15 protein-coding genes and 1 tRNA gene are annotated in these 18,379 nt (G+C 63.8%); 5 read left to right on the top strand and 11 right to left on the bottom strand.

Annotation, left to right across the window (positions count from 1 at the left end; translation table 11 throughout):
- Positions 1–5 precede the first annotated feature (5 nt).
- The 11 genes from V6V88_RS09110 to leuC all read right to left on the bottom strand — a co-directional run bounded on the left by V6V88_RS09110 (position 6) and on the right by leuC (position 11,807).
- On the bottom strand, positions 6–344 hold the full coding sequence (locus tag V6V88_RS09110; protein WP_056315836.1) for an EamA family transporter: 339 nt from the start codon (positions 342–344) through the stop codon (positions 6–8).
- Positions 341–1,327 carry a glycosyltransferase family 2 protein gene (locus V6V88_RS09105; protein ID WP_280003758.1) on the bottom strand — a complete coding sequence of 329 codons (987 nt, stop codon included), beginning with the start codon at positions 1,325–1,327 and terminating at the stop codon, positions 341–343. The genes V6V88_RS09110 and V6V88_RS09105 overlap by 4 nt, the downstream gene beginning before the upstream one ends.
- Before the next feature lie 522 nt (positions 1,328–1,849).
- Positions 1,850–1,926: transfer RNA gene (locus V6V88_RS09100), tRNA-Val, on the bottom strand.
- Between the two features lie 203 nt (positions 1,927–2,129).
- A complete protein-coding gene (locus V6V88_RS09095; RefSeq protein WP_142049620.1) occupies positions 2,130–2,795 on the bottom strand; it encodes a phosphoribosylanthranilate isomerase in 666 nt (221 codons plus the stop codon).
- Positions 2,796–2,863: 68 nt separating this feature from the next.
- A complete protein-coding gene (locus V6V88_RS09090) occupies positions 2,864–3,961 on the bottom strand; it encodes an ABC transporter substrate-binding protein (protein WP_280003757.1) in 1,098 nt (365 codons plus the stop codon).
- Positions 3,962–4,013: 52 nt separating this feature from the next.
- Positions 4,014–4,823: a tRNA pseudouridine(38-40) synthase TruA gene (gene truA / locus V6V88_RS09085; RefSeq protein ID WP_223575074.1), complete on the bottom strand. Its 810-nt coding sequence runs from the start codon at positions 4,821–4,823 to the stop codon at positions 4,014–4,016.
- Between the two features lie 3 nt (positions 4,824–4,826).
- Entirely contained in the window at positions 4,827–6,917 is a 2,091-nt protein-coding gene (locus V6V88_RS09080) for a FimV/HubP family polar landmark protein (RefSeq protein ID WP_280003754.1), read from the bottom strand.
- A 328-nt stretch (positions 6,918–7,245) separates the two neighbouring features.
- Complete coding sequence (asd, locus tag V6V88_RS09075; protein ID WP_056315817.1) at positions 7,246–8,376, bottom strand: aspartate-semialdehyde dehydrogenase; 1,131 nt, start codon at positions 8,374–8,376, stop codon at positions 7,246–7,248.
- A gap of 246 nt (positions 8,377–8,622) precedes the next feature.
- Entirely contained in the window at positions 8,623–9,699 is a 1,077-nt protein-coding gene (gene leuB / locus V6V88_RS09070) for a 3-isopropylmalate dehydrogenase (protein ID WP_056315814.1), read from the bottom strand.
- Between the two features lie 30 nt (positions 9,700–9,729).
- Complete coding sequence (leuD, locus tag V6V88_RS09065; protein WP_056315812.1) at positions 9,730–10,380, bottom strand: 3-isopropylmalate dehydratase small subunit; 651 nt, start codon at positions 10,378–10,380, stop codon at positions 9,730–9,732.
- 23 nt (positions 10,381–10,403) lie between these two features.
- Positions 10,404–11,807 (bottom strand): 3-isopropylmalate dehydratase large subunit, encoded by a 1,404-nt coding sequence (gene leuC, locus V6V88_RS09060; RefSeq protein ID WP_056315809.1) that lies wholly within the window; start codon positions 11,805–11,807, stop codon positions 10,404–10,406.
- A gap of 530 nt (positions 11,808–12,337) precedes the next feature.
- Here leuC and V6V88_RS09055 point away from each other — a divergent pair.
- The 5 genes from V6V88_RS09055 to V6V88_RS09035 are packed head-to-tail and all read left to right on the top strand — an operon-like array spanning position 12,338 to position 18,335.
- A complete protein-coding gene (locus V6V88_RS09055; RefSeq protein ID WP_223575070.1) occupies positions 12,338–13,843 on the top strand; it encodes a TolC family outer membrane protein in 1,506 nt (501 codons plus the stop codon).
- A 25-nt stretch (positions 13,844–13,868) separates the two neighbouring features.
- On the top strand, positions 13,869–14,081 hold the full coding sequence (locus V6V88_RS09050; protein WP_056315801.1) for a hypothetical protein: 213 nt from the start codon (positions 13,869–13,871) through the stop codon (positions 14,079–14,081).
- Complete coding sequence (locus tag V6V88_RS09045; protein WP_142049629.1) at positions 14,056–16,230, top strand: type I secretion system permease/ATPase; 2,175 nt, start codon at positions 14,056–14,058, stop codon at positions 16,228–16,230. The genes V6V88_RS09050 and V6V88_RS09045 overlap by 26 nt, the downstream gene beginning before the upstream one ends.
- A 7-nt stretch (positions 16,231–16,237) precedes the next feature.
- Positions 16,238–17,659 (top strand): HlyD family type I secretion periplasmic adaptor subunit, encoded by a 1,422-nt coding sequence (locus V6V88_RS09040; RefSeq protein ID WP_056318595.1) that lies wholly within the window; start codon positions 16,238–16,240, stop codon positions 17,657–17,659.
- Positions 17,660–17,678: 19 nt separating this feature from the next.
- A complete protein-coding gene (locus V6V88_RS09035) occupies positions 17,679–18,335 on the top strand; it encodes a response regulator transcription factor (protein ID WP_280003753.1) in 657 nt (218 codons plus the stop codon).
- Positions 18,336–18,379: the final 44 nt, after the last annotated feature.

The following is an 18,379-nucleotide window of genomic DNA, read 5'->3' as shown; positions in this document are numbered from 1 at the left end:
CCGCCTTACGCCTTGGCTATGACAATAATGCCGAGCAGGATCAGAAATAAGCCGACGAAATATTGGGGCTGGAATCTTTCGCCAAACAGGAAATAGCTGCCGATGGGAACAAGCACAAACGCCAGCGCCATCAGGGGATAGACTTTTCCGAGTTCCAGCCGTTGCAGGACGTAAATCCACAAAATGGTCACGAGCCCGTAAAGACCGATGGAAAAAGAAAGCACCATGAAAGTCTTGGGATCGAAGATCGAACCGCTGTTCTTCAGAGTCGCGGCCCCAAATTTGAACAGCAGCTGACCGATGGCGATACCGACCACACATGCGATTGCGAGTAAATATGTCATTTCAATTTTGTTCTATGGAACGGCCTGGTCGGCACCGATGAGATATCGTAGCCAATGAATGAAAGAATGAACTGCACGCCAAGTATTATTGGCATCGCGGATATCATGACGGTACCCGCCGCAGTCGAAACCCCCGTCCGAGCCGACTCGATCCAATGGCCGGCGCCAAAGAAAACACCGCACAATACCAGCAGGACGCCCAGAGGCAATTCAAGGGACGCCAGGGAAACTCCGCGCAGATAATAGTTATAGAAAAGGCGCTTGAAGAAATTCCGGACATGCTTTACCAGAAATTCCCCCACGATCTTGCTGATCTTCAGATTGCTGACTTCATCGGCATATTTGGCCACCATCGGCACATCCACCACCACAGCGCCAAGGGTGTTGAGCCGAAACAACATGTCGGTCTCGAAAAAATATCGATTGCTGATTTTTTCGAAAGGAAGATATTTGGCTACGCTAGCGTGGATCGCAGTATACCCATTGGTGGGATCGAAAATATTCCAGTATCCGGACGAGAGCTTCGTCATGAACGAGAGCGCGGCATTGCCGAGCAAGCGCCGCTTGGGCATCGCGCGGACGCTTTCAAGATCAAAAAAGCGATTGCCCTTGCAGTAGTCGGCTTCCCCAGAAATAATCGGGGAGACGAACTCCTGCAGCAGGGACGGGTCCATTTGTCCGTCGCCGTCAATCTTGACAATGATGTCCATGCCATCTGCGATTGCCGCCTTGTAGCCCGCCATCACGGCACCACCGACGCCCTGATTGGTTTCGTTGCGCAGGACAACGACGCGGGCGTCGGAACAATGCGCTTCCACGAATTTGCCCGATTGATCGGGGCAGCAGTCGTCGACGATGTAGATTCGGCAGACTTCTTCACCGATAGCCGCAATGACATGCAGGATGTGCTTCGTTACCTTATAAGACGGTATAACGACGGCGATCTTGAAACTGCTCGAAGCAGTATTACCCTTGTTTTCCATGACACCATGCAACTAACCGCGATTGAGAAACAGACCTTAAGGAAGGTCTGCACAAGCCCGCATTCCGGCAAAATCCCTGCCACGACCCATTAATTTTCTTATGTGGATTTTCTCTGGAATGGCTTGCTCTGCCACCCGTGAAACGCATTATTGGTATTCCCGCCGTGCGCCATATCGGGCGTCTGCCGCCGGCTATGACACCGCCGCTCACGGCAAAATGCGGAATACTGAATCGTGACCAATATATCGCCGCGGCACTCCCGGGCGGTGAATAATTCCGGTGGCGCATTGTAACCTGGGGTCGTGGCTCGCACGCAACACCGCCTATCGCTGTGGAAAATGCCTGTCGCGACATTTGGCAGCACTGACACACGGCAGGAGCTGGGCTCCCCCCCTGGCTGAGCCAGATGCAGGCAACTTGACGGCGCCGCTGAATGCAAAAAAGCCGCGAAGTCATCAGACTTACGCGGCTTTTCAGGTCTGTGTTCGACTAGCTCTGTCAAACACACCTTTGCAGGAATTTGGTAGGCGGTATTGGAATCGAACCAACGACCTCCACGATGTCAACGTGGCGCTCTAACCAGCTGAGCTAACCGCCTGCAAAGAAGAAGAATTATATAGTGCTTTTTTAAACTATGCAAATCGTCTTGGAAGATTTTTTGCATTTTTTGTTGCGTCTGAAGTTTTGCGGCGTTTACCGATTGCCAGCTTCACTTCTTGCGCAACGCGGTTGAAAGCGCGTTTAAATCAATTCGGTCAAAACCAAACTGCCATTCAACGCCCTGCACCACCCGCCTAAGCACTACTTCTTGCCCTTCAATTTCGTGTCCGCGTCATGTGCCGCAGCAACGAAGAACGAGATTCTATCAGAACTTTTTATTCCTTGCTCGACTTCGACGCCGCTACTCACATCGATCGCCCAAGGCCGCACCAATTCGATAGCGGCGCCCACGTTTTCGGCGTTCAGTCCGCCGGACAGGATCAAGGGGCGGGACACCGGGTCGGCCCGCACCTCATCGAGCAACGCGTAGTCGAATCCATGCCCGCTGCCGCCGTAGCCGGCGCTATAGCTGTCGAACAACCAGCCCGCCGCCTCTCCGTAGGCGCGGCACGTGGCCGCAAGGCTCTCCGCCGTCTCAAGGCCCGGCGCACCGGCCCGGAAGGCCCGCAGATGGCGATGCCCGTAGCGCGCACATTCCAGCGGCGTTTCGTCACCATGAAACTGCAGCAGCTCGGGCCCCACTTCACCCAGCACGGTGCGGATCTCTTCTTCCTGCGCGTTCACGAAGAGCGCGACGACGTCGACAAACGCCGGCACCATCCGGCGCAGCTGCGCGGCGCGCGTGGGCGTGAGGCAACGCTTGCTCTTGGGATAGAAGACAAATCCGATCGCGTCGGCGCCGGCGGCAACGGCGGCTTCGACATCTTGTTCGCGGGTCAGCCCGCAGATCTTTATGCGTGTACGCATGACATTTTCTGGAAGTGTCGCCCCGCGGCGACTGGCTGGATCAGTATATCCGGACCGAAAAACCGGTCTCACGCGCCAGTCGAACCCAGCGTGGCCATCATGTTGTCGAAGCTGCCCTCGGCCATGCGGAACCAGGGGATCTGGTTGCCGCGCAATGCCAGCATGCTGTCGTAGAGCTTCTTGAACATCGCATCCTTGGCGCTCAATTCATTGCAGGCCGCCACCGTGGCTTCGTGGGCGGCTTGCAGCAGCGGCCTGGAATACGCCTTCAGTTGCGCGCCTTGCGACATCAGCCGGCGCAGCGCTTGCGGATTGTTGGCATCAAAGGTTGCGATCATGTTTTCGCTTGCCGCCGCGCAAGCCAGGGACAACGCGGTCTGGTATGACTTGGGCAGTTCCGCAAAGGCGTCCTGGTTCACGTACAGCGACAACTGTTGCGTACCGGCCCACCAGCCCGGAAAGTAATAGTTCCGCGCAACGTCAAAGAGCGCCAGGCGCTCGTCCTCGAACGGTCCGATCGTGACGGCCCCGTCCGCAAGGCCTTCTGCCAGCGCGGCATGCAGTTCGCCAGCGGGAATTGCCAGCGGCGAGGCGCCCAGACGCGACAGGATGTGCCCCGTAAAGCCGTCAGCCGCCACCTTGAGTCCGCGCAGGTCATCGAGGGTCTTGATCTCGCCCCGAAACCATCCGCCCATCTGCGCGCCGGTATAGCCGCACGGAAAGTTCAGGATGCCGTACTTGCCAAAGGCCTCGCGGGTCAGCGCCAGCCCCTCGCCCTGCCGCATCCACGCGTTCATCTGGCGGGTATTCAGGCCGAATGGCACGCCGCCGTCAAAGCAAATCGCGGGATCGGTGCCGAAGTAGCGGGCCGATGCCGCGTGGCCGCATTCGACGATGTGGTGCTGCACAGCCTCCAGCGCCTGACCCGACTGGAACAGCTGGCCGGCGGCGGATATCTCGATGGTGAAGCGCCCCGCCGTGACCTCGGCCACGCAGCGCGCAACGTCGGTCGCGCCCGCGAACAGCGTGGCCGCGTCGACCGGAAAATCCGAAGCCAGCCGCCAGGTGAGGTTGGGAGCTTCCTGCGCAATCGCGGGGGCCGCCAGCACGGCACTGCCTGCGGCGGCGCCCAAGGCGGTTTGCTTCAGAAACGCGCGGCGTTGCATGGCGCATGCCTCCAGAAAGGCGCGGGATCCCGCCGCCTGCGCGGCGGCTTCCCTAAAAAGATTGAGTAAAGGGCGACAGCAGCGACGATCCGCCGTCGAGCTCGCGCAGTCCGAAAGATTCGGGATAGTCGATCGCGGCCAGGTACAGGCCGTCAGGCGCAAACGTGGGCGCGCCGCGCTTGCGGTCGCGCCACGCCAAGAGCTGCGTCATCCAGTCAACCGTTTCCCTGCCCTGCCCCACTTGCAGCAACGCACCCATGATGTTGCGCACCATGTGATGCAGAAAGGCGTTTGCCTTCAAGGTAAAGACGAGAAACGGTCCCCGCTCCTCGATCTCCAGGCTGTGCATGTGCCGCACTGGATGCTTGGCCTGGCATTGCGACGAACGGAAGCTGGAAAAATCATGTTCGCCGACAAGCGCCTTAGCGGCCGCGCGCATGGCCTGCACATCCAACGGCTGGAAGCACCAGCCGGCACGCCCCGCCCACAGCGCCGGACGCACCCGGCCCCGCCAGAGCAGGTAAACGTACGTGCGGGCGCGCGCCGAAAAGCGCGCATGGAATTCTTCGGAAACTTCTTCGGCCCACTGCACCGAGATGCTCGGCGGCAGAAACGCATTCACGCCGCGGACCCAGGACTCCGTCTTGCGGGTGAGCGCCGTGTCCAGATGGACCACCTGCATCGCGCCGTGCACGCCCGTGTCGGTGCGGCCGGCGCAGATCGTGGGCACCGGCTCGGTGACGCCACAAAAACTGGCCAGGGCGGACTCCAGGCAGTCCTGCACCGTCTGCCGGTGCGGCTGTGTCTGCCAACCCTGCCAGGCGGAGCCGTCATACGCCAGCCCCAATGCAACTCTAGACATGCTTCAAACCCGAGGACCGCCGATACGGCGCGGTTCGTCCGTGGGCGGTACGTCCAGGTCGAGATTGATGGTGTCGAGCTTGCGGTTCAGCGCTGCCGTATCCAGCGCCGGCTCGTTGTACGTGTAGCTTTCTTCGTCATCGTCGTCACGCCGCGCCCCGGCCCGGCGCAACAGCCACGCGATGGCGAAGGCGACGAGCGCCAGCACCGCGGTAACGATCACGAGAAGATTGTCGGCCAGCCAGCCAGGCATCCCCGTTTGCACGGTCTTGTCCGGCAGCGTGCCGATGGGCTTGGCGGCATCGGCGGGCGCCGAGCCTGCGGCGCCTGGGGAGGTGGTGGCGTTCGACGCGCCTGTGGCGTTCGACGTGGTCGTCGCGGCGCCCGGTGTGCTTGCCGCGCCCGAAGTGCTTGCGGTGCCGGGCGTACCCATTGCACCGGGAGAACCCGCTGCGCCGGGAGAACCCGCTGCGCCGGGAGTGCCTGCTGTGCCGGGAGTGGCGGCTGTGCCGGGAGCGCCAGCTGTGCCGGGAGCGCCGGCTGTGCCGGGACTGCCTGCTGTGCCGGAAGTGCCTGCTGCACCCGAAGTGCCTGCTGCGCCGGGAGCGCCAGCAGCGCCGGGAGTGCCTGCTGCACCGGGAGCGCCTGCTGCACCGGAAGCGCCTGCTGCACCGGGAGTGCCTGCTGCACCGGGAGCGCCTGCTGCACCGGAAGCGCCTGCTGCACCGGGAGTGCCTGCAGCACCGGGAGCGCCTGCCGCACCGGAAGCGCCTGCTGCACCGGAAGCGCCTGCCGCGCCAGGGGTGCCTGCCGCACCGGGACCGCCTGCCGTACCGGGAGCGCCTGCCGCACCGGAAGCGCCTGCCGCACCGGAAGCGCCTGCCGCACCGGAAGCGCCTGCCGCACCGGAAGCGCCTGCTGCACCAGGAGTACCTGCTGCACCGGGCGCGCCTGCCGCACCGGGCGTACCTGCTGCGCCCGCCATACCTGCCGCGCCAGTGCCTGCCGCACCAGCGCCGGCCGTGCCCGTACCAGCCGCGCCTGTGCCGGCCGCGCCCGATTGCTGCGCGACGGCCTTGGTCAGTTCGTCGACATTGCTTTGCAGTTGGGCGACTCGCCCTTGCGCGTCGGCCAAGGCCCGGTCGGCAGACGTCTTGGCGTCTGCCTGGGCTTCGGCCTGCGCGGCTGCGCTGTCCTGAGCCTGACCGGTCGACAGGCGCACGCGGTCCTGTGTCGGCGCGGCGGTTGCCACACCGGTGTCGGCCGGCGGGGCGACCGTGCCCGATGCTGCGTCCTGACCCTTGACCACCGACGGGTTCGATCCCGCCGCCGCGCCCACGCGGCCGCGGTATTTGGCATAGGCCTCGGCGTGCTCATTGAAGATGCGGCGGGCTTCGGCCGGATCGATGGCGCGCACCGTGGCGGCATCCGGGATCTTGAGTGTCTGGCCGGCCCGCACCAGATTCATGTTGTTCTGAATGAAGGCCTGCGGATTGGCGCGCCACAGCGCCACCAGCATCTGGTAGACCGAGGCGTTCGGCACCGCGTTGCGCTGGGCGATGGCAAAAAGATAGTCGCCCGACTTCACCGTGACCGAGCCCGAGGTGCCGCCCGCGCGGGCGGCCCCGCCCACGGCGGCGGGTGTAACGTCGGCGCCCGTGCCGCGCAGCGGCACCAGGATGCTGACCTGCACTTGGCGCTGACCCGAACTGGAGTTGATGTCCAGCAGCAGATCCACCGCGCCGCCCGCAGGCGCCTGCGTGGACCGCACCCGCAAATTCTTGCGCGTCGGATCCATTCCGTCTTCGACGCGGACCACCATGCTGGCAAGCGGCACCGGCGGCTTGACGCCCGCGCGCTGCCACGCGGCTTCATCGGCGATGGAAACCTTGAGCGAACTGATCTCTTCGGGCGTCAATTCCTGCAGACCCACGGTGGCTTGCAACGGCGCGCCCGGCACAGAAACGACGCGCGAATGCCCGACGCGCATGGCCAGCGCCGAACCGCACACGCTTGAACCGATCGCCAGCGCAATGGCCCACTGAAGGGCTTTCAAACGGCGGGCATGCTTCACTTGGCGCGAACGCTGGGTCATAAGCTGGAATTCCGTTCTTGTAATCGAATTACGGGCCTGGACCCATTCGCGCCATTTGCCGCGCAAAAAAGGGCCTCAATTCACCCGAAAAGTGTAATGGATCAAGCGCATTTCACAAACCTGAAAGGGGCGCGCACGTTGGCTTGCGGGCACGGGCGGCGCTTGTTGGCGTACGAGTCGCCCGCCGGGCTTGGCCGGACTGCGCCACGATGGTGCATCTTCGCGGGCTGGGCAATCCAGCCGCGCGCCAAAAAAAGAAGGGCACCCGAAGGTGCCCTGACTGCCTCTTGCGCGTGGCGGGCGGCCAGAAAAGCCGCCCTGCACGACATCAGGCTTCGTTCAGCGCGATGCGCAGCATGCGGCGCAGCGGCTCGGCCGCGCCCCACAGCAGTTGGTCGCCAACCGTGAATGCGCCCAGATACTGCGAGCCCATCGAGAGCTTGCGCAGGCGGCCCACCGGGATGTCCAGCGTGCCGGTGACGGCCACGGGGGTCAGCGCCGAAACGGTGGCTTCCTTGGTGTTGGGAACGACCTTGGCCCACTGCGTGCCCTGGGCGATGAGCGCTTCGATCTCGTCCAGCGGCACATCGCGCTTGAGCTTGATGGTCAGTGCCTGGCTGTGGCAGCGCATGGCGCCGATGCGCACGCACAGGCCGTCGATCGGGGTGACAGGCGTGCCGAAGGCGGCGCCGCGGCCCAGGATCTTGTTGGTTTCGACTTCGCCCTTCCACTCTTCCTTGGACATCCCGTTGCCCAGGTCCTTGTCGATCCAGGGAATCAGGTTGCCGCCCAGCGGCACGCCAAAGTGTTCGTGGGGCAGCGCGTCGTCCTTCTGCTTGGCCAGCACGCCGCGGTCGATTTCCAGGATGGCCGAGGCCGGGTCGTCCAGCAGGGACTTGACCGACTGGTTGATCTCGCCGAACTGGGTCAGCAGTTCACGCATGTGCTGCGCGCCGCCGCCCGACGCGGCCTGGTACGTCATGGAGGTCATCCATTCGACCAGATCGTTGTTGAACAGACCCGCCAGGCCCATCAGCATGCAGCTGACCGTGCAGTTGCCGCCGATGAAGTTGCGCACGCCGCGCTTCAGCGCCGCGTCGATCACCGGGCGGTTGACCGGGTCCAGCACGATGATGGCGTCGTCGGCCATGCGCAGGGTGCTGGCCGCGTCGATCCAGATGCCGTTCCAGCCCGCGCCGCGCAGCTTGGGATAGACCTCGGAGGTGTAGTCGCCGCCTTGCGCCGTCACGATGATCGGCAGTTTTTTCAGAGCGTCAATGTTGTAGGCGTCTTGCAGCGGGCCTGCGCCAGTCGCCCAAGTGGGGGCGGCGCCGCCAGCGTTGCTGGTGGAGAAAAACACCGGTTCGATCAGTGCGAAGTCGTTCTCGTCGCGCATGCGTTGCATGAGCACCGAGCCGACCATACCGCGCCAGCCGACAAGGCCTACTGCTTGATTCATTTCAATCGCTCTTTAAAGGGGGTGACAAGGTAAGGAGGGAAAAATCCTGCAATTCAACAATTTATCAGAATGCACGCAGGGATGTTGCGATGCAGCTAGAAAAAAACGGGGCCGCAAGCGCAACGCGAGACTTTCGGCGCGCGCTGGCAACACGGCGTCTTGCACTGGCAAAACAAGCGAGGCCGCCCGCGGGGCGGCCTCGCTATATATAAAGAGACCGCGATCAGGACGCGGCCCCTTGCCTCATCAGGCAAGCGCCTTCAAGACCGCGTCGCCCATGCCGGCGGTCGTGACCTTCGTCGTGCCCGGTTCGAAGATGTCCGCAGTGCGCAGGCCGCTGGCCAGCACGCTGCGCACGGCCGCCTCGATGCGGTCCGCCTGCGGCGCGAGGTTCAGCGAGTAGCGCAGCAGCATGGCGGCCGACAGGATCGTCGCCAGCGGATTGGCAATGCCCTGCCCCGCGATGTCGGGCGCCGAACCGTGGCTGGGCTCGTACAGGCCTTGGCCGCTGGCGTTCAGGGACGCCGAGGGCAGCATGCCGATGGAGCCGGTCAGCATCGCCGCTTCGTCGGACAGGATGTCGCCAAACAGGTTGCCGGTGACGATGACGTCGAACTGGCGGGGGTTGCGCACCAGTTGCATGGCCGCATTGTCGACATACATGTGCGACAGCTCGACGTCCGGATACTCGCGCGCCACTTCGATGACGATGTCGCGCCAGAACTGCGAGGTCTCGAGCACGTTGGCCTTGTCCACGCTGCACAGCTTCTTGTTGCGCTTTTGCGCCGATTCGAAGCCGATGCGCGCGATGCGGCGCACTTCGGATTCCGCGTAGCGCATCGTGTCGTAGCCTTCGCGTTCGCCAGTGAAGGCGCCGTCCGGCGACGAGCGCACGCCGCGCGGCGTGCCGAAATAAATGTCGCCGGTCAGTTCGCGGATGATCAGGATGTCCAGGCCCGACACGATCTCCGGCTTGAGCGACGAGGCGCTGGCCAGTTCCGGGTACAGGATGGCCGGACGCAGATTCGCGAACAGGCCCAGCGCCTTTCGCAGGCCCAGGATCGCCTGTTCCGGACGGAATTCGCGCGGCAGGCTGTCGTACTTCCAGTCGCCGACCGCGCCGAACAGCACGGCGTGCGATTCCTTGGCCAGGTTCAGCGTGGCGGGCGGCAGCGGATGTTCGAACTGGTCAAAAGCAGCGCCGCCGACCGGCGCCTGTTTGATGTCGAAGGGCACATCCAGCGCCTTCAGGACGCGCACGGCCTGTTCGACGATTTCCGGGCCGATGCCGTCACCCGGCAGGACTGCGATGTTGTGGGTCATTGAATAACGATCCTGTGTTCGATGGTTTGATCAGGCGATGGGGCGGCTTTCGAGCCACGGATGGCGGGCCAGGCGCTCGGCTTCGAAGGCGCGGATCTTGTCGGCGTGGCGCAGCGTCAGACCGATGTCGTCCAGGCCGTTCAGCAGGCAGTATTTGCGGAAGGGTTCGATGTCAAAGCCCATCGCGCGGCCATCCGCGGCGATCACGACCTGGCGGTCCAGATCGATGTTCAGCTTGTAGCCCGGAAACGCCTTCACTTCGTCGAAAAGGCGCGCCACTTCCAGTTCGGACAGCACGATCGGCAAGAGGCCGTTCTTGAAGCTGTTGTTGAAGAAGATGTCGGCGTAGGACGGCGCGATGATGGCGCGGAAACCGAACTGCGTCAGCGCCCAGGGCGCGTGCTCGCGGCTGGAGCCGCAGCCGAAGTTCTTGCGGGCCAGCAGGACCGAGGCGCCCTGGTAGCGCGGCTGGTTCAGCACGAAGTCCGGATTGAGCGGGCGCTTGCTGTTGTCCATGCCCGGTTCGCCGTGGTCCAGGTAACGGAGCTCGTCGAACAGGTTGGGCCCGAAGCCCGTGCGCTGGATGGACTTGAGGAACTGCTTGGGGATGATGAGGTCCGTGTCGACGTTTTCGCGGTCGAGCGGCGCCACCAGGCCTTCATGAGTGGTAAATGCTTGCATGTTGTCTACTCGGTGCTTGACGCTTATCGGAACGTGCGAACGTCGACGAAATGGCCGGCGACGGCCGCGGCGGCGGCCATGGCCGGGCTGACCAGGTGCGTGCGGCCGCCCTGCCCTTGCCGGCCCTCGAAATTGCGGTTCGAGGTCGAGGCGCAACGTTCGCCGGGTTCGAGGCGGTCGGCATTCATGGCCAGGCACATGGAACAGCCCGGTTCGCGCCATTCAAAGCCGGCTTCAATGAAGATCTTGTCCAGGCCTTCGCGTTCGGCCTGCTGCTTGACCAGGCCGGAGCCCGGCACGACCATCGCCTGGCGCACATTGGAAGCCACGCGCTTGCCGCGCGCCACGACGGCGGCGGCGCGCAGGTCTTCGATGCGCGAGTTCGTGCACGAACCGATGAACACGCGATCCACGCGGATATCGGTCAGCGGGGTGTTGGGCTTCAGGCCCATGTATTCCAGCGCGCGCTCCATGCCGCTGCGGCGCACGTCGTCTTTTTCGCGGTCGGGGTCCGGCACGCGCGAATCCACGGGCAACACCATTTCGGGCGACGTGCCCCAGGTGACCTGCGGCTTGATGTCGCGCGCATTGACTTCGACCACGGTGTCGAACTTGGCGCCTTCATCGGTGTGCAGGGTGCGCCAGTACTTGACGGCTTGATCCCAGACGACGCCGGTGGGCGCAAACGGACGGCCACGGAAGTATTCGATGGTCTTGTCGTCGACCGCCACCATGCCGGACCGGGCGCCGGCTTCGATCGCCATGTTGCAGACGGTCATGCGGCCTTCGACGGACAGCGAGCGAATCGTGCTGCCGGCAAATTCAATGGCGTGACCCGTGCCGCCGGCCGTGCCGATGATGCCGATGATGTGCAGCACCACGTCCTTGGCCGTACAGCCGAAGGGCAGTTCGCCATCGACCTTGATGAGCATGCTCTTGGCTTTCTTCATGAGCAGCGTCTGCGTGGCCAGCACGTGCTCGACTTCGGACGTGCCGATGCCGAAGGCCAGCGCGCCCAGCGCGCCGTGCGTGCTGGTGTGCGAGTCGCCACAGACCACGGTCATGCCCGGCAGGGTGGCGCCCTGCTCCGGTCCGATCACATGGACGATGCCCTGGCGCAGATCGTTCATGCGGAATTCGGTAATGCCGTACTTGCCGCAGTTGGCATCCAGCGTGTCCACCTGCAGGCGCGAGATGGGATCGTCGATGCCCTGCGCGCGATTCATCGTGGGCACGTTGTGATCGGCCACCGCCAGGTTGGCGCCGGTACGCCACGGCTTGCGGCCCGCCAGCGTCAGCCCCTCGAACGCCTGCGGGCTGGTGACCTCGTGCAGCAGGTGGCGGTCGATATAGAGCAGACAGGTGCCGTCTGATTCCTGGTGGACGATGTGGGCGTCCCAGAGTTTGTCGTAAAGAGTTTGGGCCATGGATGCGCTCTGCAAATAGACAATCCGGCTCGAGCCTGGCGCGAGGGGTAAAACGCTACCCTTCCGCGCCGGCTGCTGCGGCATGAAGGGAATTATGCCCAGCCACCAAACCTAGTACAAGCACACCTGATATACCAGTACTACCACTACCACGCTGACCGACTCGACGGGGGCCAATCCTGCAGTTGTGTTGACTTGTTGCATAGCCAATTAATGCCCGGGAAAAATCGCTATCGATACAAATTGGTAAACAAAATAGATACAGAACTCTCAAATAGATATAATCGCCGCACGCCCTGAAAGCGTTCACTTCGAAATAATGCGTAATAAACCGTATTAATAGAAATAAACGATTTTAGATTGAGCGATGTTCGTGCAAATTCGAAGAAGTAGTTAGATGTTGCGCGAAATTCACCTTATGGACCGCCGGCAACAAACCTCAAGAATTAACAAATCTTGACTCGCCAAAGCTGACATTTACATACAACATGGCGGCCATTCAATCTCAACTTGACTCGCGAATAATCACTATGGCTTCGTTTTTGCTCAAAAGCACGACCTCGGTCCTTGCCCTTGCATTTGCCCCTGCCGTTTTTGCACAGTCCGCGATGCCCGCTGCCACCGCACCGGCCGGGCAGCCGCAAGTGACGTTGAATCAGATCGTTGAGCAGACCCTGCTCAGCAACCCCGAAATCCAGGCCAAGTACCACGACTTCCAGGCGTCCCTGGAAGGCCAGGCCGTCGCGCGCGCCGCCTACTTTCCGCAGATCAATGCGCAAGGTTATCTGGGCCGCGAATGGCGCAACAACGTGCCCGGCGTCGGCTCGCAGAGCTGGAACCGCCCCGGCTGGAGCGTCGAGCTGCGTCAACTGATTTTTGACGGCTTTCGCACCACCAACGACGTCAAGCAGGCCGGTTTCGACAAGCTGGCCCGCTTCTATGACGTGCTGGCCACCAGCGACAACACCGCGTTCACCGCCGTGCAGGCCTACATCGACCTGCAGCGCTACCGCGACATGGAGCTTTTGGCCCGCCAGAACTATTCGCTGCACGAAAACACCCTCAAGCAAATCGGCGAGCGCACGGAATCCGGCGTGGGCCGTCGCGTCGACCTGGAGCAGGCCGGTGGCCGCCTGTCGCTGGCCCAGACCAACCTGATGACCGAAACGGCCAACCTGCTGGACGTGCAGCAGCGCTTTCAGCGCGTGACCGGCGCCCTGCCGCCCGAATCGATGCTGCCGGCTCCGGATATCGCCGACAAGCTGCCCAAGGCCCCGGGCAACTTCAATGAATCCCTGCGCCGCAATCCCAGCTTCCTGTCCAAGCAGGCCAGCCTGCAGGCCGCGCAGGCGGGCGTGCAGTCGTCCAAGGGCGCGTTCTCGCCCAAGTTCGAGTTCGTGGCCAACACCGGCCGCGACCAGAATGACCCGACCCCGCAAAGCCGCGACATCCAGAGCTCCAGCGTCCAGGTCGTGATGAGCTACAACCTGTACCGCGGCGGCGCCGACTCCGCCCGCGTGCGCCAGACCGCCAACCAGTCGTATGCCGCCCGCGACATCCGCGACTACACCTGCCGCAACGTGCAGCAGGACCTGGCCGTGGCCTGGAACAACATCACAAGCCTGAGCCAGAAGCTGCCCTTCCTGCGTGACCATGAAGTGGCCACGACCAAGGTGCGTGATGCATACGCGCAACAGTTCCAGATTGGCCAGCGCTCTCTGCTGGACCTGCTGGACACGGAAAATGAACTGTTCGAATCGCGCCGTGCGCTGACCAATGCCATTTATGATCTGCGTCTTGCGCAGTATCGCTGGCTGGCGCTGTCCCACACCCTGCTGCCGGCGCTGGCGCTGCAACCCGCGCGCAACGAAATGCCCGAGGAAAACGGCAAGCTGGAAGTGTCGGACGAAGTGATCAAGCTGTGCAATTCGACCGTTCCGGACACCGCCCGCCTGGCTCCCGTTCGCGTGCACTACAACGAAGGCACCCTTCCCCCGACGCTGGTGCCGGTGAACTCGCCTGCCGCCCGACCCTGATCGGAGCAGGCAGCAAGGAGGCCCAATGGCCAACAAGGGCAGTGATTTCTCGCAGTTGGACGCGGACTTTGTCCGCGTCCTGGAAGACTTGATCGACGCGTTGATCGCCAACGGCACCTTGCGTATGACGGACCTGCCTATCCAGGCCCAGCAAAAGCTCACCCAGCGCAAGCAGCAGCGTGCGCGCCTCTCGGAACACCTTGACCTGTTGGATGACGAAGATGGACAAGTTATCTGATCTGGCTGCCCGGGAATGGCGCGCGGACGCCCGCTCCGCGCACGACGACCCGCTGCTCGATTGCCTGGTGGAAATCACCCGCCTGCACGGCGTCGCGGCCACCGCGCAAGCCCTGTCGGCGGGCCTGCCCCTGGAAGAACACCGCCTCACGCCCGCCCTGCTGCCTCGGGCGGCCGCGCGGGCGCAGCTTTCCGCGCGCGTGGTCAAGCGCTCGCTGGATCACATCTCGCCGGACCTGCTGCCCGCCATCCTGCTGCTCAAGGGCGAACGCGCCTGCCTGCTGCTGAAAAAGGACGGCGGCAAGTTCGTGGTCAGCCACCCCGAACTGGGCGGCAGCTCCATCGACATGGATCCGGCCGAACTGGCCGAGCAGTACAGCGGGCTGGTCTGCTTTGTCCGTCCGCAATTCCGGTTTGACGCCCGGTCCCCGGAAGTGGCCAAGGTGCGCGAGCGCCACTGGTTCTGGGCCGCCATCATGGAGAACCGCCGGCTGTACCGCGACGCCCTGGTCGCGGCGCTGCTGATCAACGTGTTCGCGATGGCGATGCCGCTGTTCACCATGAACGTGTACGACCGCGTGGTGCCGAACAACGCCGTCGAAACGCTTTGGGTGCTGGCCATCGGCATCACGCTGGTGGTGATCTTCAACATGATCCTGAGCACCGCGCGCTCGCATGTCGTGGACAGCGCCAGCAAGCGGGTCGACGTGCGCCTGTCCTCGCAGATCATGGAGCGCGTGCTGGACCTGCGCCTGGAAGGCCGCCCGGTGTCCGTCGGTTCATTCGCGGCCAACCTGCGCTCGTTCGAATCCATCCGCGACTTCATCGCCTCGGCCACCATCACCACGCTGGTCGACCTGCCCTTCATCCTGCTGTTCCTGGGCGCCCTGGCCTGGATTTCGCCGTGGATGATCCTGCCGCCGCTGGTCGCGATCGTGCTGATCCTGCTGGTGTCGCTGGCGGCACAGGCGCGCATGGAAGCGCTGACGATGGCCTCGTTCCAGGCCTCGTCGCAGCGCAACGCCACGCTTGTCGAAGCGCTGACCGGCCTGGAAGCCGTCAAGACGCTGAATGCCCAGGGCTCGATCCAGCGCAACTGGGAACGCGCCACGGAGTTCATCGCCCAGACGGGCGGCAAGCTCAAGCTGATTTCCTCGTCGACGGTCGGCTTCGTGCAAGCCGTCCAGCAGCTCGTTTCGATCGCCGTCGTGATTATCGGCGTGTACCTGGCGCAGGAATCCGCGCTGTCGATGGGCGGCATCATTGCCGCGTCCATGATCGCCGGCCGCTGCCTGGCGCCGCTGGGCCAGGTCGCCGGCCTGCTGATGCAATACCAGAATGCCCGCACCTCGCTGGGCTCCATCGACAACTACATGAAGATGGCGATCGAGCGTCCGGCCGAGGCCGAGTTCCTGCATCGCCCCGTGTTCCACGGCGGCCTGGAATTCCGCGATGTGACCTTCACGTATCCCGGCAGCACGCAACCGGTGCTCAAGAAGGTGTCGTTCAAGCTCAAGCCCGGCGAGAAGGTCGGCATCATCGGGCGCATCGGCTCGGGCAAGACGACGCTGGAGAAACTGGCGCTGGCCCTGTACCAGCCCACCGAAGGCGCCGTGCTGCTCGATGGCGTGGACGTCCGCCAGATCGACCCGGCCGACGTGCGCCGTGCCATCGGCCACGTCCCGCAGGATCCCCTGCTCTTTTACGGCAGCCTGAAGCACAACCTGGCGATGGGCGCGCCCTACGCCGACGACGCCAGCATCCTGGCGGCCGCCAACACGGCCGGCGTGACCGAATTCGCCAACCTGCATCCCAACGGTTTTGACATGATCATCGGCGAGCGCGGCGAATCGCTTTCCGGCGGCCAGCGCCAATCGGTGGCCGTGGCGCGCGCGCTGATCAACGATCCGCCCATCCTGCTGCTGGACGAACCCAGCAGCAACATGGACCACCAGAGCGAGGCCCAGCTGCGCAAGCGCCTGGGCGAAGCCAGCGCAACCAAGACGGTCCTGCTGGTGACGCACCGCACCGCGCTCCTGGAGCTGGTCGACCGGCTCATCGTGATCGACAACGGCCATATCGTGGCCGACGGTCCGAAGGAACAGGTTGTCGAAGCCCTGCGTCAAGGACGCGTTGGACGCGGAAGCTGAGAAGACCATGCTGAACAATCCTGGAGCCCCCAAGCACGGTTTCTTTGGCAACCTGCTGCGCGCGCCGCGCAACGTCTTCGTGTTCTTCTTCGACCGCCTGCTGGACGGCGCCGAGAAGGGCAAGCCCGCCCAGCGGTCCGACTACATCGGCAATGCCGAATGGGTCATCCACGAGTCGCAGGCCCGCGGCTCGCGCATCCTGCTGTGGACGTCGCTGCTGGCCACGATGGGCCTGCTGGTCTGGGCAGGCTTTGGCAGCATCGATGAGGTGGTCCGCGGCGAAGGCAAGGTCGTGCCGTCCCGCCAGGTGCAGATCATCCAGAGCCTGGACGGCGGCATCGTCGAAGAGATCCTGGTGCGCCCCGGCCAGGAAGTCGAGGCCGGCGAGGTCCTGCTCAAGATCGACTCCACCCGTTTCAACTCGTCGCTGGGCGAGAACAACGCCGAGTACCTGTCGTTGCTGGCCAAGGCGGCCCGCCTGAAGGCGCTGGCCACGGGCGAACCCTTCGTCACGCCCGAGGAAGTGCTGAAACAGGCGCCCGGCCTGGGCGAAATGGAACGCAACGCCTGGCAGGCGCGCAACACCGAGCTGAACGCCACGGTCAACGTGGCCCGCGAACAGCTCAAGCAGCGCCAGGAAGACCTGCGCGAAACCATCGCCAAGCGAGACCAGGCCTCGGCCAGCTGCGGCCTGACCTCGCGCGAGCTGCAGGTGACCCGGCCGCTGCTCAAGAGCGGCGCCGTGTCCGAGGTCGATCTGCTGCGCCTGCAGCGCGACGTTGCCCGCTATTGCGGCGAGCAGAAAGGCGCCGAGGCGCAGATCGACCGCTTCCAGGCGTCCATCAAGGAAGCCGAAAGCAAGATCCAGGAAGCCGAGCTGAACATCCGCAACCAGGCCCGCAGCGAGCTCTCGGAAACCAACACCAAGCTGGCGACCCTGCGCGAAGGCAAGGCGGCGCTGGTCGACCGGGTCAAGCTGGCCGAAGTGCGCGCCCCGGTGCGCGGCACCGTCAAGACCCTGTTCAACAACACGGTCGGCGGCGTGGTGCAGCCGGGCAAGGACATCATCGAAATCGTCCCCAAGGACGACACGCTGCTGCTCGAAGTGCGCATCCAGCCGCGCGACATCGGTTTCCTGCACGCGGACCAGAAGGCCGAGGTCAAGTTCACGGCCTACGACTTCGCGATCTACGGGGGCCTGGAAGGCCGCGTGGAACAGATCGGCGCGGACACCGTGACCGACGAGAAAGGCAACTCCTACTACGTCGTGCGCGTGCGCACGGACCGCAGCACGGTAGGCGACAAGCTGTTGCCCATCATCCCCGGGATGGTGGCAGAGGTTCATATCCTGACAGGCAAGCGCACGGTGCTCCAGTACCTGCTCAAGCCCATTCTGCGGGCGAAGGCCAACGCCTTCACCGAACGTTAATGGAGAGCTTCAAGGCCTTATGAAACCCATTCCCGTCCTGTTGATTACGCACGACGACCTGCTCTGGCAGCACTGGCGCGCGCTTGACCCGGCGCGCTGGATGGCTGCCCGCGGGCGAGGCCTGGCGGATCTGCAACGCTGGCGAGAACAAGGCCGTACGCTGGCGGTGCTGGACGCCGACGTGCCCAAGCTGCCCGCCTGGCACGATCCGTTCTGGACCCCGACGCTGGCCGGCCTGCACGTCGTGGTCGCCAGCGCCAGCCCCAACGATGAACAAGGCACGCAGGCGCTGGGCGCCGGCACGCACGGCTACTGCCACAGCTATGCGCCGCCCGCCGCGATGGCCCAGGCCCTGGAAGTCGTCGCCTCCGGCGGCATCTGGATGGGCCGCTCGCTGGTGTCGCGCCTGCTCAAGCTCGTCACCGAGCGTGCGCAGGACGCGCACGCCTGGGACGGCGGCCGGCTCACCGAGCGCGAAATCACCGTCGCGCGCTACGCCGCCAGCGGCCAGTCCAACGCCCAGATCGCCGAAGCGCTGGGCATCACCGAACGCACGGTCAAGGCGCACCTGTCGGCCGTTTTCGACAAGCTGGGCGTCACCGATCGCCTCCAGCTCGCCCTGCTGGTCCACGGCATTTCCGCACCCGCCGACGCGCGCAGCAAAATCACTGCGTAAACCTGTCCTCAAGGACAATACCCGCCGCCAGCGGCGACCCGTAG

The sequence above is a fragment of the Achromobacter sp. E1 genome, from assembly GCF_037039475.1.
Classification (GTDB): Bacteria; Pseudomonadota; Gammaproteobacteria; order Burkholderiales; family Burkholderiaceae_B; genus Achromobacter; species Achromobacter mucicolens.
Note: the sequence above shows the minus strand (reverse complement) of the source record. Positions and strands in the feature narration are given on the sequence as shown.